This is a genomic window from Salmonella sp. GDC200615 (assembly GCF_050574145.1).
GTDB lineage: Bacteria > Pseudomonadota > Gammaproteobacteria > Enterobacterales > Enterobacteriaceae > Salmonella > Salmonella enterica.
Window position 1 is genome coordinate 1,014,185 of sequence record NZ_CP192247.1, and the last position, 21,544, is coordinate 1,035,728.

Consider the following 21,544-nt stretch of genomic DNA (forward strand, 5'->3'; position numbering starts at 1 on the left):
GATGATGGAAAATTTTAAACACACTACGGTACTGTTGGATGAAGCCGTTAATGGGCTGAATATTCGTCCGGATGGTATCTATATTGATGGCACATTTGGTCGCGGCGGCCACTCGCGCCTGATCCTCTCGCAACTGGGCGAAGAGGGGCGCTTGCTGGCGATCGATCGCGATCCGCAGGCGATCGCCGTTGCGCAGACCATTAATGATCCTCGCTTCTCCATCATTCATGGACCTTTTTCCGCGCTGGCTGATTATGTAGCCGAGCGCGAGCTTACCGGCAAGATTGACGGGATCCTTCTCGATCTTGGCGTATCTTCTCCGCAGCTTGACGATGCGGAGCGCGGTTTTTCCTTTATGCGCGACGGTCCGCTGGATATGCGAATGGACCCGACGCGCGGCCAGTCTGCCGCCGAGTGGTTACAAACGGCGGAGGAGGCGGATATCGCCTGGGTGCTGAAAACATTCGGCGAGGAGCGTTTTGCCAAACGTATTGCTCGCGCCATTGTTGAGCGCAATCGCGAACAGCCGATGACCCGCACCAAAGAGCTGGCGGAGGTGGTTGCGGCGGCGACCCCGGTAAAAGACAAATTCAAACATCCCGCGACCCGTACCTTCCAGGCGGTGCGCATCTGGGTAAACAGTGAACTGGAGGAGATAGAGCAGGCGCTAAAAAGCTCGCTCAGCGTACTGGCTCCAGGCGGGCGGCTTTCAATCATCAGTTTCCACTCGCTGGAAGACCGTATTGTGAAACGCTTTATGCGTGAGCAAAGCCGCGGTCCGCAGGTACCGGCGGGATTACCGATGACGGAAGCGCAGCTCAAAAAACTGGGCGGTCGTGAGTTACGAGCGTTAGGCAAGTTGATGCCGGGTGAAAAAGAGGTAGCTGAAAATCCTCGGGCCCGTAGTTCAGTTCTGCGTATCGCAGAGAGGACGAACGCATGATCAGCAGAGTGACAGAAGCCCTAAGCAAAGTGAAGGGATCGATAGGAAGCAACGAGCGCCATGCCTTGCCTGGCGTGATCGGTGACGATCTTTTGCGGTTCGGGAAGCTGCCACTCTGCTTGTTCATTTGCATCATTTTAACGGCGGTGACGGTGGTCACGACGGCGCACCATACTCGTTTACTCACCGCGCAGCGTGAACAATTGGTTCTGGAGCGCGATGCATTGGACATTGAATGGCGCAACCTGATCCTTGAAGAAAATGCGCTCGGCGATCACAGCCGGGTGGAGCGGATCGCAACGGAAAAGCTGCAAATGCAGCATGTTGATCCGTCCCAAGAAAATATCGTAGTGCAAAAATAAGGATAAACGCGACGCATGAAAGCAGCGGCAAAAACGCAAAAATCGAAACGCCAGGAAGAACAGACCAACTTCATCAGTTGGCGTTTTGCGTTGCTGTGCGGCTGTATTTTACTGGCGCTGGTTTTTTTACTTGGACGCGCGGCGTGGCTACAGATTATCGCCCCGGATATGCTGGTGCGTCAGGGCGATATGCGTTCGCTGCGTGTTCAGGAAGTCTCCACCTCACGCGGTATGATTACCGACCGTTCCGGGCGTCCACTGGCGGTCAGCGTACCGGTTAAGGCGATCTGGGCCGACCCGAAAGAAGTTCATGACGCCGGCGGCATCAGCGTTGGCGATCGCTGGAAAGCGCTTTCTACTGCGCTCAATATTCCGCTCGATCAGCTCTCCGCTCGTATCAACGCCAACCCGAAAGGGCGTTTTATTTATCTGGCGCGCCAGGTAAATCCTGACATGGCGGACTACATCAAAAAACTCAAACTGCCGGGGATTCATTTGCGTGAAGAGTCCCGCCGCTACTACCCGTCAGGAGAAGTAACCGCTCACCTCATCGGTTTTACCAACGTCGACAGTCAGGGGATTGAAGGCGTTGAAAAGAGCTTTGATAAGTGGCTTACCGGTCAGCCTGGCGAGCGAATCGTGCGTAAAGACCGCTATGGCCGCGTGATTGAAGATATCTCCTCCACTGATAGTCAGGCAGCGCACAACCTGGCGTTAAGCATTGATGAACGCTTACAGGCGCTGGTTTACCGCGAACTGAACAACGCGGTGGCGTTTAACAAGGCGGAATCCGGTAGCGCGGTGCTGGTCGATGTCAATACCGGTGAAGTACTGGCGATGGCGAATAGCCCTTCCTATAACCCCAACAACCTTGCCGGTACGCCGAAAGACGCGATGCGTAACCGTACCATCACCGACGTGTTTGAACCAGGTTCTACGGTTAAGCCGATGGTGGTGATGACTGCGCTTCAGCGCGGTATCGTCAACGAAAATACGGTGTTGAATACCGTTCCATACCGAATTAACGGCCACGAAATTAAAGACGTGGCGCGCTACAGCGAATTAACCCTGACCGGGGTTCTACAGAAGTCGAGTAACGTCGGTGTATCCAAGCTGGCGTTAGCGATGCCGTCCTCAGCGTTAGTAGATACTTACTCACGTTTTGGGCTAGGAAAGGCGACCAATTTGGGGTTGGTCGGAGAACGCAGTGGCTTATATCCTCAAAAACAACGGTGGTCCGACATAGAGAGGGCCACCTTCTCTTTCGGCTACGGGCTAATGGTAACGCCGTTACAATTAGCGCGAGTCTATGCAACGATCGGCAGCTATGGCATTTATCGCCCGCTGTCGATTACCAAAGTTGATCCGCCTGTACCCGGCGAACGCATCTTCCCTGAATCCACCGTACGCACCGTGGTGCATATGATGGAAAGCGTGGCGCTGCCGGGCGGCGGCGGCGTGAAGGCGGCGATTAAAGGCTACCGTATCGCGATTAAAACCGGTACGGCGAAAAAAGTGGGGCCGGACGGTCGCTACATCAACAAATACATTGCTTATACCGCAGGCGTCGCGCCTGCGAGTCAGCCGCGCTTCGCGCTGGTGGTTGTCATCAACGATCCGCAGGCGGGTAAATACTACGGCGGCGCCGTTTCCGCGCCGGTATTTGGTGCCATCATGGGCGGCGTTCTGCGCACCATGAACATCGAACCGGACGCGCTGGCAACGGGCGAAAAAATGAATTCGTAATTAATCAAGGCGAGGGAACAGGTGGCAGATCGTAATTTGCGCGACCTTCTTGCTCCGTGGGTGGCTGGACTACCCGCGCGAGAACTGCGAGAGATGACGCTCGACAGCCGTGTGGCTGCGGCGGGCGATCTCTTTGTGGCAGTGGTGGGTCATCAGGCGGACGGGCGTCGATATATCCCGCAGGCGATAGCGCAAGGCGTAGCTGCCATTATTGCAGAGGCGAAAGACGAGGCGAGCGACGGTGAGATTCGCGAAATGCACGGCGTACCAGTCGTCTATCTCAGCCAGCTCAATGAGCGTTTATCTGCGCTGGCGGGCCGCTTTTACCATGAGCCATCTGAAAACATGCGTCTGGTGGCGGTGACCGGCACCAATGGCAAGACCACCACCACCCAACTACTGGCGCAGTGGAGCCAGTTGCTCGGCGAAACCAGCGCAGTGATGGGAACGGTAGGCAACGGACTGTTGGGTAAAGTGATCCCGACGGAGAACACAACCGGTTCCGCTGTGGATGTTCAGCATGTGCTGGCCAGTCTGGTTGCGCAGGGCGCGACCTTCGGCGCGATGGAAGTCTCTTCTCACGGCCTGGTGCAGCATCGCGTGGCGGCGTTGAAATTTGCCGCCTCCGTGTTTACTAATTTGAGCCGCGACCATCTCGACTATCATGGCGATATGGCGCATTACGAGGCGGCAAAATGGATGCTTTATTCCACCCACCATCACGGTCAGGCAATCGTCAACGCCGATGATGAAGTTGGACGCCGCTGGCTGACGTCGCTACCCGATGCGGTCGCAGTATCGATGGAAGGGCATATCAACCCTAACTGTCACGGTCGTTGGCTGAAAGCGGAGGCGGTGGAGTACCACGACCGCGGAGCGACGATTCGTTTTGCTTCAAGCTGGGGTGACGGCGAAATCGAAAGCCGCCTGATGGGCGCGTTTAACGTCAGCAACTTACTGCTGGCATTGGCGACGCTGCTGGCGCTGGGCTATCCGTTAACGGATTTGCTGAAAACCGCCGCGCGTTTGCAGCCGGTTTGCGGGCGTATGGAAGTGTTCACTGCGCCAGGCAAACCGACGGTGGTGGTGGATTACGCGCACACGCCGGATGCGCTGGAAAAAGCGTTGCAGGCGGCGCGTCTGCATTGCGCCGGAAAATTGTGGTGCGTCTTTGGCTGTGGCGGGGATCGTGACAAAGGTAAGCGCCCATTCATGGGGGCCATTGCCGAAGAATTCGCGGATATCGTCGTGGTGACTGACGATAACCCGCGTACCGAGGAGCCGCGCGCTATTATCAACGATATTCTGGCCGGAATGCTGGACGCCGGGCAGGTCAGGGTAATGGAAGGCCGCGCTGAGGCGGTAACCAATGCCATTATGCAGGCAAAAGACAATGACGTCGTGCTGATTGCAGGTAAAGGGCACGAGGATTACCAGATTGTCGGCACGCAGCGTCTTGATTATTCAGACCGCGTGACCGCAGCGCGTTTGCTGGGGGTGATCGCATGATTAGCGTAACGCTCAGCAAAATTGCCGATGTCCTTGGCGCCGAACACCGCGGGGCGGATCTCACGCTCGATACGGTCATTACCGACACACGGAAAGTGACGCCGGGATGCCTGTTCGTGGCGCTGAAAGGGGAACGCTTTGATGCGCATGATTTTGCTGATAAAGCAAAAGCGAACGGCGCTGGCGCCCTGCTGGTCAGTTGTCCTCTGGATATCGATCTCCCGCAGGTGATTGTAAAAGACACGCGTCAGGCATTTGGCCAACTGGCCGCCTGGGTACGTATGCAGGTACCGGCGCGGGTGGTGGCGTTAACCGGTTCGTCCGGCAAAACCTCGGTCAAAGAGATGACCGCCGCGATTCTTAGCCAGTGCGGAAATACTCTGTATACCGCAGGCAATTTTAACAACGACATCGGCGTGCCGATAACGCTGCTGCGCTTAAACCATGATTATGACTATGCGGTAATCGAGTTAGGCGCTAATCACCAGGGAGAAATCGCCTGGACCGTTAGCCTGACGCGCCCGGAAGCGGCGCTGGTCAATAACCTGGCGGCGGCGCATCTGGAAGGCTTCGGCTCGTTGGCCGGCGTGGCGAAAGCGAAAGGCGAAATCTATACCGGTTTGCCTGAGAACGGTATCGCGATTATGAATGCCGATAATAATGACTGGCTGAACTGGCAAAGCATTATTGGCGATCGTCTGGTGTGGCGCTTTTCGCCGAATGCGGCAAACAGCGACTTTACCGCTGCGAATATCCACGTGACGTCACACGGTACCGAATTTACCCTGCAAACGCCGATGGGCAGCATTGATGTGCTGCTGCCGTTGCCGGGGCGGCACAATATTGCCAACGCGCTGGCGGCCGCTGCTTTATCAATGGCGGTGGGGGCGACGCTGACGGCGATTAAAGCAGGGCTGGCGGCGTTAAAAGCCGTACCCGGGCGTCTGTTCCCGATTCAGCTAAGTGAAAACCAACTGGTACTGGATGACGCTTATAACGCCAACGTTGGTTCGATGACCGCCGCAGTGCAGGTCCTTTCTGAAATGCCCGGCTACCGCGTGCTGGTGGTAGGCGATATGGCCGAGCTGGGCGCAGAAAGCGAAGCGTGCCACCTCCAGGTTGGTGAGGCCGCAAAAGCGGCGGGTATTGATCGCGTGTTAAGCACCGGAAAACTCAGTCAGGCTATCAGCCACGCCAGCGGCGTCGGCGAACATTTTGCCGATAAAGCCGCGCTCATTGCGCGTTTACACGCTCTGCTTCAGGAGCAACCAATGATGACTATTTTAGTGAAAGGATCACGCAGCGCCGCGATGGAAGATGTGGTTCATGCGTTACAGGAGAAAGGTTCATGTTAGTTTGGCTGGCCGAGCATTTGGTCAAATATTATTCCGGCTTTAACGTCTTTTCTTATCTGACGTTTCGCGCCATCGTCAGCCTGTTGACCGCGCTGTTCATCTCTTTATGGATGGGCCCGCGTATGATCGCTCGTCTGCAAAAACTCTCTTTTGGCCAGGTGGTACGTAACGATGGCCCGGAATCGCACTTCAGTAAACGCGGTACGCCGACGATGGGCGGCATCATGATCCTGACGTCGATTGTGATTTCCGTTCTGTTATGGGCTTACCCGTCTAACCCGTACGTCTGGTGCGTGCTGGTGGTATTGATCGGCTACGGCATTATCGGTTTTGTCGATGACTACCGCAAAGTGGTGCGGAAAGATACCAAAGGGCTGATTGCGCGCTGGAAATATTTCTGGATGTCGGTTATCGCGCTCGGCGTGGCCTTTGCGCTTTATCTCGTCGGGAAAGACACGCCCGCGACCCAACTGGTGGTGCCGTTCTTTAAAGATGTTATGCCGCAATTGGGGCTGTTTTACATTCTGCTGTCCTACTTTGTTATCGTCGGTACGGGTAACGCCGTAAACCTGACCGACGGGCTTGATGGCCTGGCGATCATGCCGACTGTTTTCGTTGCCGCCGGCTTTGCGCTGGTGGCCTGGGCGACCGGGAACATGAACTTCGCCAATTACCTGCATATTCCGTATTTACGCCATGCGGGCGAGCTGGTGATTGTCTGTACGGCGATTGTCGGCGCGGGATTAGGATTCTTGTGGTTTAACACCTATCCGGCGCAGGTTTTTATGGGCGATGTCGGATCGCTGGCGTTGGGCGGTGCGTTGGGCATTATCGCCGTGCTGCTGCGTCAGGAATTTCTGCTGGTGATCATGGGCGGCGTCTTTGTGGTGGAAACTCTGTCGGTCATCCTGCAGGTGGGCTCCTTTAAACTACGCGGACAGCGTATTTTCCGTATGGCGCCTATCCATCACCACTATGAACTGAAAGGCTGGCCGGAACCGCGCGTGATTGTGCGCTTCTGGATTATTTCGCTGATGCTGGTGCTGATTGGCCTGGCAACGCTGAAGGTACGTTAATCATGGCTGATTACCAGGACAAAAACGTCGTCATTATTGGTCTGGGCTTAACCGGACTCTCTTGCGTGGACTTTTTTCTCGCTCGCGGCGTGACGCCGCGGGTGATGGATACTCGCGTGACGCCGCCGGGTCTGGATAAGCTGCCGCAAGAGGTTGAGCGTCACGTTGGCGGCCTGAACGACGAGTGGCTCTTAGCGGCGGATTTAATCGTCGCCAGCCCTGGTATTGCTCTGGCGCACCCTTCGCTGAGCGCTGCCGCCAGCGCTGGAGTAGAAATTGTCGGCGATATCGAACTGTTTTGCCGCGAAGCGCAAGCGCCGATTGTAGCCATCACCGGCTCGAACGGCAAAAGCACCGTGACCACCTTAGTGGGCGAGATGGCGAAAGCGGCGGGCGTCAATGTCGGCGTTGGCGGCAATATCGGTCTTCCGGCGCTGATGCTGCTGGATGCCGATCGCGAATTGTACGTGCTGGAATTATCCAGTTTCCAACTGGAAACTACCTCAAGTTTGCAAGCGGCGGCGGCAACGGTGCTCAACGTCACTGAAGATCATATGGACCGGTATCCGTTTGGTTTGCAACAGTACCGGGCGGCGAAACTGCGCGTCTACGAGAAGGCGAAAGTGTGCGTAGTGAATGCCGATGATGCGTTGACGATGCCGGTTCGTGGGGCCGATGAGCGCTGCGTCAGCTTTGGCGTCAATATGGGCGATTATCACCTTAATCGTCAGCAGGGCGAAACCTGGCTGCGAGTCAAAGGCGAGAAGGTGCTGAGCGTGAAAGAGATGAAGCTTTCCGGTCAGCATAACTATACCAATGCGTTAGCGGCGCTGGCGCTGGCGGATGCCGTAGGTCTGCCGCGCGCCAGCAGTTTGAAGGCGTTGACGACATTTACTGGTCTGGCGCATCGCTTCCAGCTGGCGTTGGAGCATAACGGCGTACGTTGGATCAACGACTCGAAAGCGACCAACGTCGGCAGTACCGAAGCGGCGCTAAACGGTTTGCATGTGGACGGTACGCTACATCTGCTGCTGGGCGGCGACGGTAAGTCGGCAGACTTTTCTCCGCTGACACGCTATCTGACCGGCGATCGTATCCGCCTGTATTGCTTTGGGCGCGATGGCGCGCAGCTTGCCGCACTGCGTCCGGAAATCGCCCAACAGACTGAGACGATGGAAGAGGCGATGCGTTTGCTGGCGCCGCGCGTTCAGCCGGGTGATATGGTGCTGCTGTCGCCCGCCTGCGCCAGCCTCGATCAGTTTAAAAATTTTGAGCAACGGGGCGATGTCTTTACCCGTCTGGCGAAGGAGTTAGGTTGATGCGTTTATCTCTCCCCCGTCTGAGAATGCCGCGCGTACCAGGCTTTGGCCTCCTGGCCTGGCTGTTTGCGGCGCTTAAAGGCTGGGTGATGGCTTCGCGCGATAAAGACGCCGACAGTCTGATCATGTATGACCGCACGCTGCTATGGCTGACCTTCGGGCTGGCGGCGATTGGTTTTGTCATGGTGACGTCGGCCTCCATGCCAGTCGGGCAGCGCCTGGCGAACGATCCGTTTTTGTTTGCCAAACGTGATGCGCTCTATATCTTCCTGGCATTTTGTCTGGCGATGGTCACGCTACGTTTGCCCATGACCTTCTGGCAAAAATACAGCACGACGATGCTGATTGCGTCGATCATTATGCTGCTTATCGTGCTGGTCGTCGGGAGCTCGGTCAACGGGGCGTCGCGCTGGATTGCGCTGGGGCCGCTGCGTATTCAGCCTGCGGAGTTTACCAAGCTGTCGCTGTTCTGCTACCTCGCGAACTATCTGGTGCGTAAGGTTGATGAAGTGCGAAATAACCTGCGCGGCTTTTTAAAACCAATGGGCGTGATTCTGGTGCTGGCGGTGTTACTGCTGGCGCAGCCTGACCTCGGGACAGTGGTCGTACTGTTTGTCACCACGCTGGCGATGCTGTTTCTCGCCGGGGCGAAATTATGGCAGTTCATCGCCATTATCGGGATGGGCATCTCGGCGGTGATTCTGTTAATCCTCGCCGAACCGTATCGTATTCGCCGTGTTACCTCGTTCTGGAACCCCTGGGAAGATCCGTTCGGCAGCGGTTATCAGCTGACGCAGTCGCTGATGGCTTTTGGTCGCGGTGAGATATGGGGGCAAGGGCTGGGGAATTCGGTGCAGAAACTGGAGTATTTGCCGGAGGCGCACACTGATTTCATCTTCGCCATTATTGGGGAAGAACTGGGTTATATCGGTGTGGTATTGGCGCTTTTAATGGTATTCTTCGTCGCTTTTCGCGCGATGTCGATTGGCCGTAAGGCATTGGAGATTGACCACCGTTTTTCCGGATTTTTAGCGTGTTCTATCGGTATCTGGTTTAGTTTCCAGGCGCTGGTAAACGTTGGCGCGGCCGCGGGGATGCTGCCGACCAAAGGTCTTACGCTGCCGCTGATCAGTTATGGCGGGTCGAGTCTGTTGATTATGTCGACGGCCATTATGTTTTTATTACGTATTGATTATGAAACGCGTCTGGAAAAAGCGCAGGCGTTTACACGAGGTTCTCGATGAGTGGTCAACCGAAGCGGTTAATGGTGATGGCGGGCGGTACCGGCGGGCACGTGTTCCCGGGACTGGCCGTTGCGCATCATTTGATGGCCCAGGGCTGGCAGGTTCGCTGGCTGGGTACCGCCGATCGTATGGAAGCGGATTTAGTGCCGAAGCATGGCATCGACATTGACTTTATTCGGATCTCCGGTCTGCGCGGTAAAGGCGTAAAAGCGCTTCTGGCGGCGCCGCTGCGGATTTTTAACGCCTGGCGGCAGGCGCGGGCGATCATGAAGCGGTTTAAGCCGGATGTTGTGCTGGGAATGGGCGGTTATGTTTCCGGCCCCGGCGGTCTTGCCGCCTGGTCATTGGGTATTCCGGTCGTTTTGCATGAGCAAAACGGTATCGCCGGGCTAACCAATCAGTGGCTGGCCAAAATCGCGACCACGGTGATGCAGGCGTTTCCCGGTGCGTTTCCGAACGCGGAAGTGGTGGGTAACCCGGTGCGTACCGACGTACTGGCGTTGCCGTTGCCGCAGGTGCGTCTGGCCGGTCGTGACGGCCCGATTCGCGTGTTGGTGGTCGGCGGTTCTCAGGGGGCGCGAGTCCTGAACCAGACGATGCCGCAGGTTGCCGCCAGACTGGGCGATACGGTTACAATCTGGCATCAAAGCGGAAAAGGCGTGCAGCACACGGTAGAGCAGGCGTATGCCGGGGTGGGACAACCGCAGCATAAGGTAACGGAATTTATCGATGACATGGCCGCCGCCTATGCGTGGGCGGATGTGGTGGTGTGCCGTTCCGGCGCTTTAACGGTGAGCGAGATCGCCGCCGCCGGGTTACCGGCGATATTCGTGCCGTTTCAGCATAAAGACAGGCAGCAGTACTGGAATGCGCTGCCGTTAGAAAACGCCGGCGCAGCTAAGATTTTTGAGCAGCCGCAGTTTACTGTAGAGGCTGTCGCCGACACCCTGGCGGGGTGGTCGCGCGAGGCGTTGTTAACCATGGCGGAGCGTGCCCGCGCGGTATCCATTCCGGATGCTACCGAGCGCGTCGCCAGTGAAGTCAGCCGGGTTGCCCGGACATAATTTGTGGCGGTGCCTTTTGCATCGCAGGGTTTTTCTACCCTCAATAATTTGGGTTGCAGGCAAGCCAACGCATCTGCAATTTGAAGTATGGCGGGTATTGGAGTTAATGGCGTAAAGAATGAATACACAACAACTGGCAAAACTGCGTTCCATCGTGCCCGAAATGCGTCGCGTTCGGCACATTCACTTTGTCGGCATCGGTGGTGCTGGTATGGGCGGTATTGCCGAAGTTCTGGCCAATGAAGGGTATCAGATCAGTGGTTCCGATTTAGCGCCGAATCCGGTGACCCAGCAGTTGACGAGCCTGGGGGCGACGATTTTCTTTAACCATCGTCCGGAAAATGTGCGTGATGCCAGCGTGGTCGTCGTTTCCAGCGCAATTTCCGCGGATAACCCGGAAATTGTCGCGGCGCATGAAGCGCGTATTCCGGTTATTCGCCGTGCGGAAATGCTGGCGGAACTGATGCGTTTTCGCCACGGCATCGCCATTGCCGGGACGCACGGAAAAACCACAACGACCGCGATGGTGTCCAGTATTTATGCCGAAGCGGGGCTGGACCCGACTTTTGTGAATGGCGGACTGGTGAAAGCCGCAGGCGTTCATGCGCGTCTGGGCCATAGTCGTTACCTGATTGCCGAGGCAGATGAGAGCGACGCGTCCTTCCTGCATTTGCAGCCGATGGTCGCGATCGTCACCAACATCGAAGCCGACCATATGGATACCTATCATGGCGACTTTGAAAATTTAAAGCAGACGTTTATTAACTTCCTGCATAACCTGCCGTTCTACGGTCGCGCGGTAATGTGCGTCGACGATCCGGTCATCCGCGAGCTGCTGCCGCGGGTGGGGCGTCAGACCACGACGTATGGCTTTAGCGAGGATGCTGACGTCCGCGTAGAAGATTATCAGCAGATAGGGCCGCAGGGGCACTTTACGCTGTTGCGCCAGGGAATGCCGGATCTGCATGTCACGTTGAATGCGCCGGGTCGCCACAATGCCCTGAATGCCGCCGCAGCAGTGGCGGTAGCGACCGAAGAAGGCATCGACGATGACGCTATCCTGCGCGCGCTGGAAAGCTTCCAGGGGACCGGGCGTCGTTTTGACTTCCTCGGCGAGTTCCCGCTTGAGCCGGTGAATGGTAAAGCCGGGACGGCGATGCTGGTGGATGACTATGGCCATCATCCGACTGAAGTAGACGCCACCATTAAAGCTGCGCGAGCAGGGTGGCCGGATAAAAACCTGGTGATGCTGTTTCAGCCGCACCGTTACACGCGCACGCGCGATCTGTATGACGATTTCGCCAATGTGCTGACCCAGGTCGATGCGCTGCTGATGCTGGACGTTTACCCGGCGGGTGAAGCGCCGACTCCGGGCGCGGATAGCCGTTCTTTATGTCGTACGATTCGTAATCGGGGAAAAATTGACCCGATTCTGGTTTCCGATCCGGCTCAGGTTGCGACAATGTTAGCGCCGGTGCTGACGGGTAACGACTTGATATTAGTGCAAGGCGCAGGAAATGTTGGCAAAATTGCGCGTTACTTATCTGAAATCAAGCTGAAGCCGCAAATCCAGGAGGAAGAGCAACATGGCTGATAAAATCGCGGTCCTGTTGGGCGGAACCTCTGCGGAGCGGGACGTTTCGTTAAATTCCGGCGCGGCAGTGTTGGCCGGGTTGCGTGAAGGCGGTATTGATGCGCATCCCGTCGATCCGCAAGAGGTCGATGTCGCGCAGCTTAAAGCAATGGGCTTTCAGAAGGTCTTTATTGCGTTGCATGGCCGCGGCGGTGAAGATGGCACCTTACAGGGAATGCTTGAGCTGCTCGGCCTGCCTTATACCGGCAGCGGCGTGATGGCCTCGGCGCTTTCCATGGATAAACTGCGCAGTAAATTGCTGTGGCAGGGCGCGGGCTTACCGGTTGCGCCGTGGGTCGCATTGACGCGCGCTGAGTTTGAAAAAGGCCTTAGCGAAGAACAAAAAGCGCGAATTTCGGCGCTGGGTTTACCGCTGATCGTCAAACCCAGCCGTGAAGGCTCCAGCGTCGGTATGACGAAAGTAGTAGAAGAAAATGCTTTACAGGGTGCGTTATCATTGTCTTTTCAGCATGATGACGAAATACTGATTGAGAAATGGCTGTGCGGTCCGGAATTTACGGTGGCGATAGTTGGCGAAGAAATTTTACCGTCAATTCGTATCCAACCGGCAGGAACCTTCTATGATTATGAGGCGAAGTATCTCTCTGATGAGACTCAGTATTTCTGCCCTGCCGGTTTAGATGCGTCCCAGGAAGCCGCGCTACAGTCTCTCGTCCTGCAGGCATGGAAAGCTTTAGGCTGCACGGGATGAGGGCGTATTGACGTCATGCTGGACAGCGATGGTCAGTTTTATCTGCTGGAAGCCAATACTTCTCCGGGGATGACCAGCCATAGTCTGGTGCCGATGGCGGCGCGTCAGGCGGGAATGAGCTTCTCGCAGTTAGTGGTACGAATTCTGGAGTTGGCGGACTGATATGTCGCAGGCTGCGCTGAACACGCGAAACAGTGATGAAGAGACGCCTTCTTCACGCCGCAATAATGGAACGCGTCTTGCAGGAATTTTATTCCTGCTGACGGTACTGTGCACCGTGTTTGTTAGCGGGTGGGTCGTGTTAGGGTGGATGGAAGATGCGCAGCGTTTACCGTTATCAAAGCTGGTATTAACCGGCGAGCGTCACTACACGCGTAACGATGATATCCGTCAGGCGATACTGGCTCTGGGCGCGCCGGGAACCTTCATGACGCAGGATGTGAACATTATCCAGAGCCAGATTGAGCGTTTGCCGTGGATTAAACAGGCCAGCGTCAGAAAACAGTGGCCTGATGAATTGAAGATTCATCTGGTTGAATATGTGCCGATTGCGCGTTGGAATGATCAACATATGGTCGATGCTGAAGGGAACACCTTCAGTGTGCCGTCAGACCGCATCGGCAAACAGGTTTTACCCATGTTGTATGGCCCGGAAGGCAGCGCGAGTGAAGTGTTGCAGGGATACCGCGAGATGGGGCAGGTGCTGGCTAAGGATAAATTCACTCTAAAGGAAGCGGCGATGACCGCACGTCGCTCCTGGCAATTGACGCTTAATAACGGCATTAAGCTCAATCTCGGCAGGGGCGATACGATGAAAAGGTTGGCTCGCTTTGTAGAACTCTATCCGGTTTTACAGCAGCAGGCGCAAACCGATGGCAAACGGATTAGCTACGTTGATTTGCGTTATGACTCAGGTGCGGCAGTTGGCTGGGCGCCGCTCCCCCCTGAGGAATCTAATCAGCAACAGAATCAGGCACAGGCAGAACAACAATGATCAAGGCGACGGACAGAAAACTGGTAGTAGGACTGGAGATTGGCACCGCGAAGGTTGCCGCTTTAGTAGGGGAAGTTCTGCCCGACGGTATGGTCAATATCATTGGCGTGGGCAGTTGCCCATCGCGGGGTATGGATAAAGGCGGGGTGAATGACCTTGAGTCAGTGGTGAAATGCGTTCAGCGCGCCATTGACCAGGCGGAATTGATGGCCGATTGCCAGATCTCCTCGGTATATCTGGCGCTTTCCGGCAAACATATTAGCTGTCAGAATGAAATTGGCATGGTGCCCATTTCCGAAGAGGAAGTGACGCAAGAAGATGTGGAAAACGTCGTGCATACTGCGAAGTCAGTGCGCGTGCGCGATGAGCATCGCGTGCTGCATGTGATTCCTCAGGAGTACGCCATTGACTACCAGGAAGGCATTAAAAATCCGGTCGGTCTTTCCGGCGTGCGTATGCAGGCGAAAGTACATTTGATTACCTGCCACAACGATATGGCAAAAAACATTGTCAAAGCTGTTGAACGTTGTGGTCTGAAAGTTGACCAACTGATATTTGCCGGACTGGCGGCCAGTTATTCCGTGTTAACGGAAGATGAACGTGAACTGGGCGTCTGTGTCGTGGATATCGGCGGTGGTACAATGGATATCGCCGTTTATACTGGCGGCGCGCTGCGTCATACCAAAGTGATCCCTTACGCGGGGAACGTGGTGACCAGCGATATCGCTTATGCCTTTGGTACGCCGCCGAGCGATGCTGAAGCCATTAAAGTTCGCCACGGTTGCGCACTGGGCTCCATCGTCGGTAAAGACGAGAGCGTTGAAGTACCGAGCGTGGGCGGGCGTCCGCCGCGCAGCCTGCAACGTCAGACGCTGGCGGAAGTGATTGAGCCGCGTTACACCGAGCTGCTCAATCTGGTCAACGAAGAGATATTGCAATTACAGGAACAGCTTCGCCAACAAGGGGTAAAACATCACCTGGCGGCGGGGATTGTGTTAACCGGCGGCGCGGCGCAAATCGAAGGGCTTGCTGCTTGCGCTCAGCGCGTGTTTCATACGCAGGTGCGTATCGGCGCGCCGCTGAATATCACCGGTCTGACGGATTATGCCCAGGAGCCGTATTACTCAACGGCGGTGGGATTGCTTCACTACGGGAAAGAGTCCCACTTAAACGGTGAAGCAGAAGTGGAAAAACGTGTTACGGCATCAGTTGGCTCGTGGATCAAGCGACTTAATAGCTGGCTGCGAAAAGAGTTTTAATTTTTATGAGGCCGCCAGATATTACGGCCTCAGGCGACAGGCACATGACGGAGAGAGATTATGTTTGAACCTATGGAACTAACCAACGACGCGGTGATTAAAGTCATCGGCGTCGGTGGTGGCGGCGGTAACGCTGTTGAACACATGGTGCGCGAGCGCATCGAAGGTGTTGAATTCTTCGCGGTGAATACCGACGCTCAGGCGTTGCGTAAAACGGCGGTTGGCCAGACCATTCAAATTGGTAGCGGCATTACCAAAGGTCTGGGCGCCGGCGCTAACCCGGAAGTCGGTCGTAACGCGGCGGACGAAGACCGTGAAGCGCTGCGTGCGGCGCTTGAAGGCGCAGACATGGTATTTATCGCGGCAGGCATGGGCGGCGGTACCGGAACCGGCGCGGCGCCAGTGGTTGCTGAAGTGGCAAAAGATTTAGGTATTCTGACCGTTGCCGTGGTGACTAAGCCTTTCAATTTTGAAGGCAAAAAGCGCATGGCATTTGCGGAGCAGGGTATTACCGAGCTGTCCAAGCATGTGGACTCGTTGATCACCATCCCGAACGACAAGCTGCTGAAAGTGCTGGGCCGTGGTATCTCCCTGCTCGACGCGTTCGGCGCGGCTAACGACGTGCTGAAAGGCGCGGTTCAGGGTATCGCAGAGCTGATCACCCGCCCGGGCCTGATGAACGTCGACTTTGCTGACGTGCGTACCGTGATGTCTGAAATGGGCTACGCAATGATGGGCTCCGGCGTGGCGAGCGGTGAAGACCGTGCGGAAGAAGCGGCTGAAATGGCTATTTCTTCTCCGCTGCTGGAAGATATCGACCTGTCCGGCGCGCGCGGCGTGTTGGTCAACATTACGGCGGGCTTCGACCTGCGTCTGGACGAGTTTGAAACCGTCGGTAACACCATTCGCGCGTTTGCGTCGGATAACGCCACCGTGGTTATCGGTACCTCTCTGGACCCGGATATGAATGATGAACTGCGCGTGACGGTAGTGGCGACCGGTATTGGTATGGACAAACGTCCGGAAATCACCCTGGTGACCAATAAACAGGTGCAGCAGCCGGTGTTGGATCGTTATCAGCAGCACGGTATGGCGCCGCTGACGCAGGAGCAAAAAACGGTCGCGAAAGTGGTTAACGACAATACACCACAGGCGGCGAAAGAGCCGGATTATCTGGATATCCCCGCATTCCTGCGTAAGCAAGCTGATTAAGAATTAGCTGGAATTTGGGATTCTGGGCTCTTTGTGCTAAACTGGCCCGCCGAATGTATAGTACACTTCGGTTGGATAGGTAATTTGGCGAGATTATACGATGATCAAACAAAGGACACTTAAACGTATCGTTCAGGCGACTGGCGTCGGTTTACACACCGGCAAAAAAGTCACCCTGACATTACGCCCTGCGCCGGCCAATACCGGGGTCATCTATCGTCGCACCGACTTGAATCCACCGGTAGATTTCCCGGCCGATGCCAAATCTGTGCGTGATACCATGCTCTGTACGTGTCTGGTGAATGAGCATGATGTACGGATTTCAACCGTTGAGCACCTGAACGCTGCTCTGGCGGGCTTAGGCATCGATAACATCGTTATTGAGGTTAATGCCCCGGAAATCCCGATCATGGATGGCAGTGCCGCTCCGTTTGTCTACCTGCTGCTTGACGCCGGTATTGATGAACTGAACTGCGCCAAAAAATTCGTACGCATCAAAGAGACTGTTCGGGTTGAAGATGGCGATAAATGGGCTGAATTCAGACCGTACAATGGTTTTACGTTGGATTTCACCATCGACTTTAACCATCCGGCGATCGATTCCAGCAGCCAGCGCTACGCGATGAACTTCTCTGCGGATGCGTTCATGCGCCAGATCAGCCGTGCGCGTACCTTCGGTTTTATGCGTGATATCGAATATCTGCAGTCCCGCGGCCTGTGCCTGGGCGGCAGCTTCGATTGTGCCATCGTTGTTGACGATTATCGCGTATTGAACGAAGACGGCCTGCGTTTTGAAGATGAATTCGTTCGTCACAAAATGCTTGACGCGATCGGTGACTTGTTCATGTGTGGTCACAATATTATTGGTGCGTTTACCGCGTATAAATCCGGTCACGCATTGAATAATAAATTGTTACAGGCAGTCCTGGCAAAACAGGAAGCCTGGGAATTTGTGACCTTCCAGGACGACGCAGAACTGCCGTTGGCTTTCAAAGCGCCTTCGACGGTACTGGCATAACGACATACGCTGTCGTATAAAATTCGACTGGTTAACCTGGCACTCTCTCCGGCCAGGCGAGCCAGTCGTTTTTTTTACTATCCTTTATCTGCGCTTTCCTTAATACAGCCATTTTGACAGGGTTAAATGGAAACACGGCGCGTTCGCTGTTTTCTTAGCCGATTTTCACCTTAGCTTCTCGTCATTACTGCTGTAGCGCGTACGCTTTAATGATAAGATTTGTGCGCAAATTGTTTTGATTCCGTAAGCCCATGAGGGGCATATCAGGTGGCAATGACGTGAGTGGAATACTGACGCGCTGGCGACAGTTAGGCAGACGATACTTCTGGCCGCATCTCTTATTAGGGATGGTCGCGGCGAGTTTTGGTTTGCCCGCGCTCAGTAACGCCGCTGAAACCAATACGCCTGCAAGGACGACCGCCAGCACCGCGTCTAAAGTTAACTTTAGCCATTTTGCGCTGTTAGAAGCCTCTAACCGTCGTCCCAATTTCACCGTAGATTACTGGCATCAGCACGCTATTCGCACGGTGATTCGCCACCTTTCTTTTGCAATGGCGCCGCAAACGCTGCCCGTTGCCGACGCGCCGTCGCCATTACAGGCGCATCATATCGCCTTACTGAATACGCTCAGCGCGATGCTCACGCAGGAGGGCACGCCGCCGGCGATTGTTCGTCGCCTCTCCCTGGCGTATTTTGCGCCACAAACCGCATTTAGCATCCCGGCCTGGATAAGTCAGGCGCAGGGTATCCGCGCCGGTCCGCAACGTCTCAGCTAACGAAAAAAGACCCTTTTACTTTATTTGTAGCTCCGCGGCGCGGGGCATTTGAGACTTTATTATGCTAATCAAATTATTAACCAAAGTATTCGGTAGCCGTAACGATCGTACGCTGCGTCGTATGCGTAAGGCCGTCAGCCTTATTAATGCGATGGAACCGGAGATGGAAAAACTCTCCGATGACGAACTGAAAGCGAAAACCAACGAATTTCGCGCCCGTATTGAAAAAGGCGAAAGCGTAGAGAGCCTGATTCCGGAAGCGTTCGCGGTGGTGCGTGAAGCCAGTAAACGCGTCTTTGGGATGCGTCACTTCGACGTTCAGCTATTGGGTGGTATGGTGCTCAACGATCGCTGTATCGCCGAAATGCGTACTGGTGAAGGTAAAACGCTGACCGCAACGCTGCCAGCCTACCTGAACGCGCTGTCCGGCAAAGGCGTTCATGTGGTAACCGTGAACGACTATCTGGCGCAGCGTGACGCCGAAAACAACCGCCCGCTATTCGAATTCCTCGGTATGTCCGTTGGTATCAACCTGCCAGGTATGCCTGCGCCAGCCAAACGTGAAGCTTACGCTGCCGACATCACTTACGGCACTAACAACGAATACGGTTTTGACTACCTGCGCGACAACATGGCGTTCAGCCCGGAAGAGCGCGTGCAGCGTAAACTGCATTATGCGCTGGTGGATGAAGTCGACTCCATCCTGATCGATGAAGCGCGTACGCCGCTGATTATTTCCGGCCCGGCGGAAGATAGCTCGGAAATGTACAAAAAAGTGAACAAAATCATTCCGCACCTGATTCGTCAGGAGAAAGAAGATTCTGACACTTTCCAGGGCGAAGGCCACTTCTCCGTTGATGAGAAAGCGCGCCAGGTTAACCTGACCGAGCGCGGTCTGGTGCTGATCGAAGAGCTACTGGTGCAAGAAGGCATTATGGATGAAGGCGAGTCGCTCTACTCGCCTGGCAATATTATGTTGATGCATCACGTCACCGCCGCGCTGCGCGCGCACGCGCTGTTTACCCGTGACGTGGATTACATTGTGAAAGACGGCGAAGTCATCATTGTTGATGAACATACCGGTCGTACCATGCAGGGGCGTCGCTGGTCTGACGGTCTGCACCAGGCGGTAGAAGCGAAAGAAGGCGTTGAAATTCAGAATGAAAACCAGACGCTGGCGTCTATTACCTTCCAGAACTACTTCCGTCTGTATGAAAAGCTGGCCGGTATGACCGGTACGGCGGATACTGAAGCCTTCGAATTTAGTTCTATCTATAAGCTGGACACCGTCGTTGTTCCGACCAACCGTCCGATGATCCGTAAAGATTTGCCGGATCTGGTCTACATGACCGAAGCGGAAAAAATCCAGGCCATTATCGAAGATATTAAAGAACGTACCGCGAACGGTCAGCCAGTGCTGGTCGGGACGATTTCTATCGAGAAATCTGAAGTGGTCTCCAGAGAGCTGACCAAAGCGGGCATCAAACATAACGTACTGAACGCAAAATTCCACGCCAACGAAGCAGGCATCGTTGCGCAGGCTGGTTATCCAGCGGCGGTCACTATCGCTACCAACATGGCGGGTCGTGGTACCGATATTATGCTGGGCGGTAGCTGGCAGGCGGAAGTCGCTGCGCTGGAAGCGCCGACGGAAGAACAGATTGCGCAGATTAAAGCGGACTGGCAGGTACGCCATGACGCGGTTCTGGCTGCCGGCGGCCTGCATATCATTGGCACCGAGCGCCATGAATCCCGCCGTATCGACAACCAGCTGCGTGGCCGTTCCGGTCGCCAGGGCGATCCGGGTTCTTCCCGTTTCTACCTGTCGATGGAAGATGCGCTGATGCGTATTTTCGCCTCCGATCGTGTCTCCGGTATGATGCGTAAACTGGGGATGAAGCCGGGCGAAGCGATTGAGCACCCGTGGGTGACGAAAGCTATCGCTAACGCGCAGCGTAAAGTAGAAAGCCGTAACTTCGATATTCGTAAGCAACTGCTGGAATATGATGATGTGGCGAACGATCAGCGTCGTGCAATTTATACCCAGCGTAACGAACTGCTGGATGTGTCTGACGTGAGCGACACCATTAACAGCATTCGCGAAGATGTCTTTAAGGCGACTATCGACGCCTACATTCCGCCGCAGTCGCTGGAAGAGATGTGGGATATCCCGGGTTTGCAGGAACGCCTGAAAAACGACTTCGACCTGGAGATGCCGATTGCCGAATGGCTGGATAAAGAGCCGGAGCTGCATGAGGAGACGCTGCGTGAGCGCATCCTGGCGCAGTCCATCGAGGTGTATCAGCGTAAAGAAGAGGTGGTTGGCGCTGAAATGATGCGTCATTTCGAAAAAGGCGTGATGCTGCAAACGCTCGATTCCCTGTGGAAAGAGCACCTGGCGGCGATGGATTACCTGCGTCAGGGTATTCATCTGCGCGGCTATGCGCAAAAAGATCCGAAGCAGGAATACAAGCGCGAATCCTTCGCTATGTTCGCCGCGATGCTGGAATCGCTGAAATATGAAGTGATCAGTACCCTGAGCAAAGTCCAGGTACGTATGCCTGAAGAGGTCGAAGCGATGGAAATGCAGCGTCGCGAAGAGGCGGAGCGCCTGGCGCAGATGCAGCAGCTAAGCCATCAGGATGACGATGCCGCCGTGGCTGCCGATCTGGCCGCCCAAACCGGCGAACGTAAGATTGGACGTAACGATCCTTGCCCTTGCGGTTCCGGTAAGAAATACAAACAGTGTCATGGTCGCCTGAGCTAATGCGATAAACTTACCGGCCTGATAAGACATAATGTGTTGCCATCAGGTCAGTACTGGCATTATTGCCGAAGGGCGCTACGCTTATTCGGCCTGGCATTGAACACAGATAAAAAGGCGCAGGCGACTGCGCCTTTTTTATGGATGCAACAAGATGAAAAAACTGCAAATCGCGGTTGGGATTATCCGCAACCCGAACGACGAAATTTTTATTACCCAACGCGCCGCTGATGCGCATATGGCGAACAAGCTGGAATTTCCCGGCGGAAAAATTGAAGCCGGCGAAACACCAGAGCAGGCGTTGATCCGGGAGCTACAGGAAGAGGTGGGGATTACGCCAACACAGGTGACACTATTCGACACTCTGGAATATCAATTCCCGGATAGACACATTACGCTGTGGTTTTGGCTGGTTGAACGCTGGGATGGCGAACCGTGGGGGAAAGAAGGACAGCCGGGACGGTGGATCGCGCAGAACGCGTTGAGTACGGACGATTTTCCGCCGGCCAATGAACCGATTATTCGTAAATTACGCCAATTTGCGCTTTAGTGGGGGAT

The 21,544-nt window shown here is 55.2% G+C and carries 16 protein-coding genes and 2 pseudogenes; all 18 read left to right on the forward strand.

What is annotated here, in order from left to right; genetic code table 11:
- The first annotated feature begins 1 nt into the window (after window position 1).
- The 18 genes and pseudogenes from rsmH (at window position 2) to mutT (ending at window position 21,536) form a co-directional block, all read left to right on the forward strand.
- Window positions 2-943, forward strand: a complete 942-nt coding sequence (rsmH, locus tag ACQ29O_RS04775; protein WP_000970444.1) for a 16S rRNA (cytosine(1402)-N(4))-methyltransferase RsmH — start codon at window positions 2-4, stop codon at window positions 941-943.
- Complete coding sequence (ftsL, locus tag ACQ29O_RS04780) at window positions 940-1,305, forward strand: cell division protein FtsL (RefSeq protein ID WP_000625651.1); 366 nt, start codon at window positions 940-942, stop codon at window positions 1,303-1,305. The genes rsmH and ftsL overlap by 4 nt, the downstream gene beginning before the upstream one ends.
- 15 nt (window positions 1,306-1,320) lie before the next feature.
- Window positions 1,321-3,086 (forward strand): annotated as a pseudogene (gene ftsI, locus ACQ29O_RS04785) (peptidoglycan glycosyltransferase FtsI).
- Entirely contained in the window at window positions 3,073-4,560 is a 1,488-nt protein-coding gene (gene murE, locus ACQ29O_RS04790) for a UDP-N-acetylmuramoyl-L-alanyl-D-glutamate--2,6-diaminopimelate ligase (protein ID WP_000775076.1), read from the forward strand. Before ftsI ends, murE begins: the two are co-directional and overlap by 14 nt.
- Window positions 4,557-5,915 (forward strand): UDP-N-acetylmuramoyl-tripeptide--D-alanyl-D-alanine ligase, encoded by a 1,359-nt coding sequence (gene murF / locus ACQ29O_RS04795; RefSeq protein ID WP_000626627.1) that lies wholly within the window; start codon window positions 4,557-4,559, stop codon window positions 5,913-5,915. The genes murE and murF overlap by 4 nt, the downstream gene beginning before the upstream one ends.
- Window positions 5,909-6,991: a phospho-N-acetylmuramoyl-pentapeptide-transferase gene (gene mraY / locus ACQ29O_RS04800; RefSeq protein WP_000964141.1), complete on the forward strand. Its 1,083-nt coding sequence runs from the start codon at window positions 5,909-5,911 to the stop codon at window positions 6,989-6,991. The genes murF and mraY overlap by 7 nt, the downstream gene beginning before the upstream one ends.
- Before the next feature lie 2 nt (window positions 6,992-6,993).
- Window positions 6,994-8,310: a UDP-N-acetylmuramoyl-L-alanine--D-glutamate ligase gene (murD, locus tag ACQ29O_RS04805; RefSeq protein WP_020936824.1), complete on the forward strand. Its 1,317-nt coding sequence runs from the start codon at window positions 6,994-6,996 to the stop codon at window positions 8,308-8,310.
- Complete coding sequence (gene ftsW, locus ACQ29O_RS04810) at window positions 8,310-9,554, forward strand: cell division protein FtsW (RefSeq protein ID WP_001239803.1); 1,245 nt, start codon at window positions 8,310-8,312, stop codon at window positions 9,552-9,554. Before murD ends, ftsW begins: the two co-directional genes overlap by 1 nt.
- Complete coding sequence (gene murG, locus ACQ29O_RS04815) at window positions 9,551-10,618, forward strand: undecaprenyldiphospho-muramoylpentapeptide beta-N-acetylglucosaminyltransferase (protein ID WP_000016615.1); 1,068 nt, start codon at window positions 9,551-9,553, stop codon at window positions 10,616-10,618. Before ftsW ends, murG begins: the two co-directional genes overlap by 4 nt.
- A 118-nt stretch (window positions 10,619-10,736) precedes the next feature.
- Complete coding sequence (gene murC, locus ACQ29O_RS04820; RefSeq protein WP_001096073.1) at window positions 10,737-12,212, forward strand: UDP-N-acetylmuramate--L-alanine ligase; 1,476 nt, start codon at window positions 10,737-10,739, stop codon at window positions 12,210-12,212.
- Window positions 12,205-13,125: pseudogene (locus ACQ29O_RS04825) on the forward strand (D-alanine--D-alanine ligase). Before murC ends, ACQ29O_RS04825 begins: the two are co-directional and overlap by 8 nt.
- 1 nt (window position 13,126) lies before the next feature.
- Window positions 13,127-13,957, forward strand: coding sequence for a cell division protein FtsQ (ftsQ, locus tag ACQ29O_RS04830; RefSeq protein ID WP_000075728.1), 831 nt, complete (start codon window positions 13,127-13,129; stop codon window positions 13,955-13,957).
- Window positions 13,954-15,216 (forward strand): cell division protein FtsA, encoded by a 1,263-nt coding sequence (gene ftsA / locus ACQ29O_RS04835; RefSeq protein ID WP_000588463.1) that lies wholly within the window; start codon window positions 13,954-13,956, stop codon window positions 15,214-15,216. Before ftsQ ends, ftsA begins: the two co-directional genes overlap by 4 nt.
- Before the next feature lie 60 nt (window positions 15,217-15,276).
- Entirely contained in the window at window positions 15,277-16,428 is a 1,152-nt protein-coding gene (gene ftsZ, locus ACQ29O_RS04840; protein WP_000462785.1) for a cell division protein FtsZ, read from the forward strand.
- A gap of 100 nt (window positions 16,429-16,528) precedes the next feature.
- Window positions 16,529-17,446, forward strand: a complete 918-nt coding sequence (gene lpxC / locus ACQ29O_RS04845) for a UDP-3-O-acyl-N-acetylglucosamine deacetylase (protein ID WP_000595487.1) — start codon at window positions 16,529-16,531, stop codon at window positions 17,444-17,446.
- Between the two features lie 278 nt (window positions 17,447-17,724).
- Window positions 17,725-18,222, forward strand: coding sequence for a secA translation cis-regulator SecM (gene secM / locus ACQ29O_RS04850; RefSeq protein WP_000014333.1), 498 nt, complete (start codon window positions 17,725-17,727; stop codon window positions 18,220-18,222).
- Between the two features lie 61 nt (window positions 18,223-18,283).
- Window positions 18,284-20,989, forward strand: coding sequence for a preprotein translocase subunit SecA (secA, locus tag ACQ29O_RS04855; protein WP_000905756.1), 2,706 nt, complete (start codon window positions 18,284-18,286; stop codon window positions 20,987-20,989).
- 151 nt (window positions 20,990-21,140) lie between these two features.
- Entirely contained in the window at window positions 21,141-21,536 is a 396-nt protein-coding gene (mutT, locus tag ACQ29O_RS04860; RefSeq protein ID WP_000736053.1) for an 8-oxo-dGTP diphosphatase MutT, read from the forward strand.
- Window positions 21,537-21,544 lie beyond the last annotated feature (8 nt).

Excerpts from the sequence above, each read along its gene's own strand:
- rsmH (WP_000970444.1), top strand. The coding sequence starts at position 2 with ATGATGGAAAATTTTAAACACACTACGGTACTGTTGGATGAAGCCGTT.
- ftsL (WP_000625651.1), top strand. The coding sequence starts at position 940 with ATGATCAGCAGAGTGACAGAAGCCCTAAGCAAAGTGAAGGGATCGATA.
- murF (WP_000626627.1), top strand. The coding sequence starts at position 4,557 with ATGATTAGCGTAACGCTCAGCAAAATTGCCGATGTCCTTGGCGCCGAA.
- mraY (WP_000964141.1), top strand. The coding sequence starts at position 5,909 with ATGTTAGTTTGGCTGGCCGAGCATTTGGTCAAATATTATTCCGGCTTT.
- murD (WP_020936824.1), top strand. The coding sequence starts at position 6,994 with ATGGCTGATTACCAGGACAAAAACGTCGTCATTATTGGTCTGGGCTTA.
- ftsW (WP_001239803.1), top strand. The coding sequence starts at position 8,310 with ATGCGTTTATCTCTCCCCCGTCTGAGAATGCCGCGCGTACCAGGCTTT.
- murG (WP_000016615.1), top strand. The coding sequence starts at position 9,551 with ATGAGTGGTCAACCGAAGCGGTTAATGGTGATGGCGGGCGGTACCGGC.
- murC (WP_001096073.1), top strand. The coding sequence starts at position 10,737 with ATGAATACACAACAACTGGCAAAACTGCGTTCCATCGTGCCCGAAATG.
- ftsQ (WP_000075728.1), top strand. The coding sequence starts at position 13,127 with ATGTCGCAGGCTGCGCTGAACACGCGAAACAGTGATGAAGAGACGCCT.
- ftsA (WP_000588463.1), top strand. The coding sequence starts at position 13,954 with ATGATCAAGGCGACGGACAGAAAACTGGTAGTAGGACTGGAGATTGGC.
- ftsZ (WP_000462785.1), top strand. The coding sequence starts at position 15,277 with ATGTTTGAACCTATGGAACTAACCAACGACGCGGTGATTAAAGTCATC.
- lpxC (WP_000595487.1), top strand. The coding sequence starts at position 16,529 with ATGATCAAACAAAGGACACTTAAACGTATCGTTCAGGCGACTGGCGTC.
- secA (WP_000905756.1), top strand. The coding sequence starts at position 18,284 with ATGCTAATCAAATTATTAACCAAAGTATTCGGTAGCCGTAACGATCGT.
- mutT (WP_000736053.1), top strand. The coding sequence starts at position 21,141 with ATGAAAAAACTGCAAATCGCGGTTGGGATTATCCGCAACCCGAACGAC.